Below are 6,729 nucleotides of genomic sequence, written 5' to 3' on the forward strand. Positions count from 1 at the left end.
TGTTGGACGCCCGACTCGTTCCGTTGGTCAGCTTGTCCCACATGGTGCGGCCGGCCGGACCACGGATGTCCTCCATGATCTGGTCGACCTTGTCCTTCGGCAGGGTCTTCAGCAGCAGCCGCTCGGTCGAATCGAAGGAGCCGACGACGGTGCCGCTCGACGACATCTGCTCGGCGAACTCGACGAACAGTCGCTCGATCAGGTTGGCCGACACCGTGCCCAGGTTGGCCATCACCTGGGACAGTTCCTTGATCTCCTCGTCGTCCATCAGCGAGAACAGTTTGGACGAATGCTCCTCGCCCAATGCCAGCATCATGATGGCGGCCTTTTCCGGGCCGGTGAGGGTCCGGTAGTCCTCACGAACCTTCTGAGCCATTGCTACCCTTCATGATGTGCCAATCCGACGATGCGCGATGATTGCGGCAAACATCGTTAACAAACGATAAGGAAGAGCTTAGGGACGCTCGATATCAGGTGCTTGCGTCCTGGTATTCCGCCGGTCGGACGGGCCGTCGTCGTCTCCGGCGGGTGTGTCATACGCCTATATGTGAAAATGGATTTACAGGAATACGATATTTCTGTAACTATATGCTCATAAGGGCCATGCTGATGCTGCGAAGGGGAATCGGGGGATGGAGCCGCCCATTCAGACGGGATCGCTGCTGATCCGCATGCAGAACTGCCAGCAGCAGCTTCCCGCCGCCCTCGCCAAGGTGGGGGAATGGGCGCTGGCCTATCCCTTCCGCACCGCGACGCTGAAAATCGGCGAGCTGGCTGCGGCGGCGGAGGTTTCGGTGGCGTCGGTCAACCGCTATGCCCGCTTTCTCGGCTATGAGGGCTTTCCGGAGTTCCGCGAGGATCTGCTGCGCGCCTTCGAGTCCACCTTCGCGCCGGTGGAGAAGCTGCGCGTCGCGGTGCAACGCGACACCTCCAACGCCGAGATCATGCGGGAATCGCTTGCCAGCGACGCCGGCAACATCGCCCGCACCATGGATCTGCTGCAGCCTGAGCAGTGCGAGGCCGCCATCCGGCTGATCCGCGAGGCGCGCCGCATCGTGGCGCTGGGATTGGGCGACAGCGCCTATCTCGCGCTGTTCCTGGCCGACATGCTGGAGCCCTATGTCGACAATGTCCGCGAGGCCGTCGAGTTCGCCGGCACCGAGCGCAACATCCGCCGGCTGATGACGGTGAAGCCTGGCGATCTGGTGATCGCCATCACCTCGCCGCGCTATTCGCGCCGGACCATCGAGCATCTGCAGCTGTGCCGCGAGCGCGGGGCCAAGGCCATCGCGCTGACCGACGCGCCGGACAGCCCGATCGTGCCGCTGGCCGACGTGACCCTGTTGGCGGGAGCCGACCATGGCGTGCGCCACAGCTCCCCCACCGGGCTGATGGCGCTGATTGTGGCGCTGGGCACCGCGCTGTCGCGCTCCGGCCCCGACAGCGTCGGACAGGCTGCCGACGTCGCCGAACGCATCCTGCCCTACCTCCACGTCGTGTCGAAATCGAACCGGCAACCCGACTGACCCGGACCGGACAGAACCGGGGTTTCCTTACCCACGCGCCAGAGAAGTTGGAAAGCGATGACGATCTCCTATTGGAACGGGCGTTACCTGCCGCTGGACGAGGTCCAGGTGTCGCCGTTGGACCGCGGCTTCCTGTTCGCCGACGGCCTCTATGAGGTGACCGCCGCCTACAACGGCCGCCTGTTCGAGCCGGACGCCCACATCGCCCGCCTGCAGCGCGGCCTGTCCGAGCTGCGCATCGGCTGCACCCTGTCGGCCGGCGACTGGATGGGCATCATGGAACGGCTGGCCGCGGAGTCCGGCATCGATGGCGACCTGACCGTCTATCTGCAGGTCACCCGCGGCGCAGCCGCCAGCCGCGGCCATGCCTTCCCGGCCGGCGTTACCCCGTCGGTGTTCGGCATGGTCAGCCCGCTGAAGCGCCCGCCCGCCGCGTGGCGCGACCAGGGTGTCGCCGCCATCACCATCCCCGACATCCGCTGGGGCCGCTGCGACCTGAAGACGGTGGCGCTGCTCGGCAGCGTGCTGGCGCAGCAGGCGGCGACCGATGCCGGCGTCGTCGATGCCCTGCAACTGCGCGACGGTCTGGTGACCGAGGGGGCGGCCACCAACATCTTCGTCGTCAAGGACGGCGTCGTCGCCACCCCGGTCAACGACAACCGGATCCTCCAGGGCATCACCCGCACCGTGATCCTGCGGCTGGCGGCCGAGGCGGGCATCCGCCTGGAGGAGCGCGACATCCCGGCGACGGAGCTTGAGACCGCCGACGAGATCTGGATCGCCAGCACCACCAAGGAGATCACCCCGGTCACCAGCCTGAACGGCAAGCCGGTCGGCAGCGGCACGCCGGGCATGGTGTGGCGCCGCCTGTTCGCGCTGTTCGCCGAGAGGCTCGGCCGATGAGTGGTGCCGCTGCCGTGAAGGCGGTCGACAGCGCGCTTGCCCTGCTTTCTGTGGAGGGGCTGAGCGTCGCCTTCGATGGCGAGCATGGCCCCGTGCGTGTGGTCGACGATGTCAGCTTCACCGTGGCGCCGGGCGAGACGGTCGCCATCGTCGGCGAATCCGGCAGCGGCAAGTCGGTGACCTCGCTGTCGCTGATGCGGCTGGTCGATTACGCCGGCGGCCGCATCGTCGGCGGGCGCATCCGCTTCAAGGGCCGCGACGGGCGCGAGCGCGACCTCGCCACCCCGTCGGCGGAATCGCTGACCGACATGCGCGGCAACGACATCGCCATGGTCTTCCAGGAGCCGATGACGTCGCTGAACCCGGTCTTCACCATCGGCGACCAGATCGCCGAGGCGGTGATGCTGCACCAGGGTCTCGACCGCAAGGCGGCGCGGGCGGAAGCCCTGCGCATGCTGGAGAAGGTCCGCATTCCCGAACCGGCCCGGCTGCTCGACCGCCATCCGCACCAGCTGTCGGGCGGCATGCGCCAGCGCGTGATGATCGCCATGGCGCTGTCCTGCAAGCCGTCGCTGCTGATCGCCGACGAGCCGACCACGGCGCTCGACGTGACCATCCAGGCGCAGATCCTGCGGCTGATCCGCCTGCTGCAGGACGAGATGGGGATGGGCGTCATCTTCATCACCCACGACATGGGCGTGGTGGCGGAGGTTGCCGACCGCGTTGTCGTGATGTGGCGCGGCCGCAAGGTGGAGGAGGGTCCGGTCGAGCGCATCTTCCAGGCGCCGCAGCACCCCTACACCAAGGCTCTGCTGTCCGCCGTGCCGAAGCTGGGGGCGCTGCGCGGCCAGGACCTGCCGGTCCACTTTCCCCTGCTGGTGGTCGATGACGCCGAGGTGGATGCGCCGCCGCCGGCCCCGCCGGTTCAGGACACCGTGCGAGCCGCCGACGCCCCACTTCTGGAAGTGCGCGACCTCACCACCCGCTTCGACGTGCGCAAGGGCATCTTCGGTTCGCTCAAGGCGCGGGTCCATGCGGTGGAGAAGGTCAGCTTCGCCGTCCGCCCCGGCGAGACGCTGGCGCTGGTCGGCGAATCCGGCTGCGGCAAGTCGACCACCGGCCGCACCATCATGGGGCTTCAGTCCGCCACCTCCGGCAGCATCCATTTCGACGGCCTCGACACCGCGACCTTGGATTCCAACGGTCAGGCGAAGCTGAAGGAGAAGATCCAATACATCTTCCAGGATCCCTTCGCCTCGCTGAACCCACGCATGACCGTCGGCTTCAGCGTCGCCGAGCCGATGCTGGTTCATGACTATGTGCCCGCATCCAAACCGGGAGTCTCACGCCGCCGCGCCATCGAGGAGCGGGTGGCTGAGCTGTTGACCCAGGTGGGTCTGAAGCCGGAGCATGCGCGCCGCTATCCGCACGAGTTCTCCGGGGGGCAGCGCCAGCGCATCTGCATCGCCCGCGCGCTCGCCTGCGATCCCAAGCTGATCATCGCCGACGAGGCGGTGGCGGCACTCGACGTGTCGATCCAGGCGCAGATCGTCAATCTGCTGATGGAACTGCAGGCCCGGCGCGGCCTGTCCTACCTGTTCATCAGCCATGACATGGCGGTGGTGGAGCGGGTCAGCCACCGCGTCGCGGTGATGTATCTCGGCCAGATCGTCGAACTCGGCCCGCGCCGCGCCGTCTTCGAGAATCCGCAGCATGCCTACACCCGCGCCTGATGGCGGCCGGTGCCGATCGCCGATCCCAGCCGCCGCACCCGCGACCTGCGGCTGCTGACCGGCGAGATCCCCAGCCCGATCCGCGCCATCGGCGACGAGCCGGCGGTGCAGCCGCTGGTGCCGGTCGGTGAGGACCATTTCGTCGCCCGCCACGCTGTTGGCGGCGATTTCTGAACCAAAAAAGCAGGGAGCCTACACGTGAACCGCTTCGCCCTTCCGCTTCTCGCCGGCCTGCTCGCCGGCACCGCGCTGGCCGGTCCGGCCTTTGCCGCCAAGGATCTGGTTGTCGGCCTGCCCGACAACATCACCACGCTGGACCCGGCCGACATCAACGACACGCTGTCGCAGTCGGCCAGCCGCACCATGCTCCAGGGGCTGTTCGGCTTCGACAAGGACATGAAGCTGGTGCCGCTGCTGGCCGAGAGCTACACGGTCAACGACACTGCCACCGAATACACCTACCGCCTGCGCAAGAACGTCACCTTCCATGACGGCACGCCCTTCAACGCCCAGGCGGTGAAGATCAATTTCGACCGTCTCGCCAACCCGGCCAACCGGCTGAAGCGCCAAAGCCTGCTGGCGATGCTGGCCGAGACGGTGGTGGTCGACGACTATACCATCACGCTGAAGCTGTCGCAGCCCTTCGGCGCGCTGAACAACAACCTCGCCCATCCCGGCGCGATGATCCACAGCCCGAAGGCGCTGGAGACCTTTGGCAAGGAGATCGGCCGCCACCCGGTCGGCACCGGCCCCTACAAGTTCGTCAGCTGGGAAGCGGACACGCTGAAGGTCGAGAAGAACGACAAGTACTGGAAGCCGGGCCTGCCGAAGATCGACCACGTCACGCTGAAGAGCGTGCCGGAGAACGGCAGCCGCATCGCCATGCTCCAGACCAACGAGGCGCAGTTCATCTATCCGCTGCCGTCCGAGATGGTGAAGATGGTGGAGGCCAACAGCCAGCTGGAGCTGATCGACGCCCCGTCGATCGTCGCCCGCTATGTGGCGCTCAACACCATGAAGAAGCCGTTCAACGACCCGCGCGTCCGCCAGGCGCTGAACTACGCCATCGACAAGAACGCCTACGCCAAGGTGGTCTATCGCGGCTATGCCGGCCCGCTGGATTCGGCGATCCCGTCCAAGCTGGGCTTCCATGTCACCCAGCCGAACCAGTACACCTATGATCTCGCCAAGGCGAAGGCGCTGCTGACCGAGGCCGGCTATCCGAACGGCTTCGAGGCCGAGATGTTCGGCCGCAACAGCACCAACTTCATCCGCGGCATGCAGTTCGTCCAGTAGCAGCTGTCGCAGATCGGTGTGAAGCTGACCGTCACGCCGCTCGAATCCGGCGTCGAGACCGCCCGCATCTGGAGCGTCGAGAAGCCGGAGGATGCCACCGTCCAGATGAACTACAGCGGCTGGTCGGCCTCCACCGGCGATGCCGACTGGGGCCTGCGTCCGCTGCTGTGGGGCAAGGGCTTCCCGCCGAAGTTCTACAACGTCGCCTACTACAAGAACGACACGGTCGATGCCGCCATCGAGGCCGGCATCGCCACCGCCGACGACGCCAAGCGCGCCGAGGCCTACCGTGTCGCCCAGGAGCAGATCTGGAAGGACGCGCCCTGGATCTTCCTCGGCGTCGAGAACCTGCTGGCCGGCAAGTCGAAGAAGCTGACCGGCTTCTACTACGTCGCCGACGGCGGCCTGCAGATGGAAGAGGCCGATCTGCAGTGAGTGATAAACACCCTCGCCCCCCGCTCTCGCGCAAACGAAGTTTGCGCTGACGCGACAGGCGGACCTTCGGTCCGTCGATAGCGGGGAGAGGGAGGGGACCCGCCGCGTAGCGGTGGGGAGGGTGAGGGGGCCGGCGCGCTTTTGCGCGCCGCGAAGGGGCATACTGCCCCTTCGCCATCCCCTGGCATGGGCGTTTGCCCATGCTGCCCCCTCACCCTAACCCTCTCCCCGGGGGGGAGAGGGGACTTTTCGTCCGCACCTCCAGGCCCTCCACCAGGACCTCTGCTCCATGCTGAAATATCTCGTCGGCCGTCTCGCCGGCATCCTGCCGGTTCTGCTGGTGATCTCCGTCTTCGTCTTCGGCTTCGTCCATCTGCTGCCGGGCGATCCGGCGCGTCTGGTCGCCGGTCCGGACGCCACCCAGCAGGACGTCGAGCTGGTGCGCCAGGATCTCGGCCTCGACCAGCCGCTGTGGGTGCAGTATGGCCGCTTCCTCGGCAATGCGGTCCAGGGCGAGTTCGGGCGGTCGATGAAGTCCAAGCGGCCGGTGTCGCAGGAGATCGGTGAGCGCTTCATGCCCACCTTCTACCTGACCGTCGTCGCCATGGTCTGGGCGACGCTGGCCGGTCTGCTGATCGGTGTGGCGTCGGCCACCAAACGCGGGCGCTGGCAGGACCATGTCGGCATGGTGGTGGCGGTGTCGGGCATCGCCTTTCCCTCCTTCTGGCTCGGGCCTGCTGATGATCGACCTGTTCTCGGTCAAGCTCGGCTGGTTGCCGACCAGCCGTTACTGGACATGGCAGCATTACTTCATGCCGTCGCTAAAGCTCGGCCTC

6 protein-coding genes and 2 pseudogenes are annotated in these 6,729 nt (G+C 66.6%); 7 read left to right on the plus strand and 1 reads right to left on the minus strand.

Annotated features, from left to right (window positions below):
* Positions 1–376 (minus strand): annotated as a pseudogene (locus I71_RS14980) (flagellar motor switch protein FliG); the annotation flags it as partial.
* A 256-nt stretch (positions 377–632) separates the two neighbouring features.
* Here I71_RS14980 and I71_RS14985 point away from each other — a divergent pair.
* The 7 genes and pseudogenes from I71_RS14985 to I71_RS15005 form a co-directional block, all read left to right on the plus strand.
* A complete protein-coding gene (locus tag I71_RS14985) occupies positions 633–1,526 on the plus strand; it encodes a MurR/RpiR family transcriptional regulator (RefSeq protein WP_042695654.1) in 894 nt (297 codons plus the stop codon).
* 57 nt (positions 1,527–1,583) lie between these two features.
* Complete coding sequence (locus tag I71_RS14990; RefSeq protein ID WP_042695655.1) at positions 1,584–2,429, plus strand: D-amino acid aminotransferase; 846 nt, start codon at positions 1,584–1,586, stop codon at positions 2,427–2,429.
* On the plus strand, positions 2,426–4,162 hold the full coding sequence (locus tag I71_RS14995) for an ABC transporter ATP-binding protein (protein WP_307188996.1): 1,737 nt from the start codon (positions 2,426–2,428) through the stop codon (positions 4,160–4,162). Before I71_RS14990 ends, I71_RS14995 begins: the two co-directional genes overlap by 4 nt.
* Positions 4,163–4,171: 9 nt before the next feature.
* Positions 4,172–4,336: a hypothetical protein gene (locus tag I71_RS40845; protein ID WP_307188997.1), complete on the plus strand. Its 165-nt coding sequence runs from the start codon at positions 4,172–4,174 to the stop codon at positions 4,334–4,336.
* A 24-nt stretch (positions 4,337–4,360) separates the two neighbouring features.
* Positions 4,361–5,458, plus strand: coding sequence for an ABC transporter substrate-binding protein (locus I71_RS15000; RefSeq protein ID WP_244433852.1), 1,098 nt, complete (start codon positions 4,361–4,363; stop codon positions 5,456–5,458).
* Positions 5,459–5,476: 18 nt separating this feature from the next.
* On the plus strand, positions 5,477–5,893 hold the full coding sequence (locus I71_RS39745) for a hypothetical protein (protein ID WP_244433853.1): 417 nt from the start codon (positions 5,477–5,479) through the stop codon (positions 5,891–5,893).
* Between the two features lie 289 nt (positions 5,894–6,182).
* A pseudogene (locus I71_RS15005) lies at positions 6,183–6,729 on the plus strand (hypothetical protein); the annotation flags it as partial.

This window comes from Azospirillum sp. B506, from assembly GCF_000333595.1.
In the GTDB taxonomy this organism is placed as follows: Bacteria; Pseudomonadota; Alphaproteobacteria; order Azospirillales; family Azospirillaceae; genus Azospirillum.

Coding starts and splice junctions, on each gene's coding strand:
- I71_RS14985 (WP_042695654.1), top strand. CDS start 633: ATGGAGCCGCCCATTCAGACGGGATCGCTGCTGATCCGCATGCAGAAC.
- I71_RS14990 (WP_042695655.1), top strand. CDS start 1,584: ATGACGATCTCCTATTGGAACGGGCGTTACCTGCCGCTGGACGAGGTC.
- I71_RS14995 (WP_307188996.1), top strand. CDS start 2,426: ATGAGTGGTGCCGCTGCCGTGAAGGCGGTCGACAGCGCGCTTGCCCTG.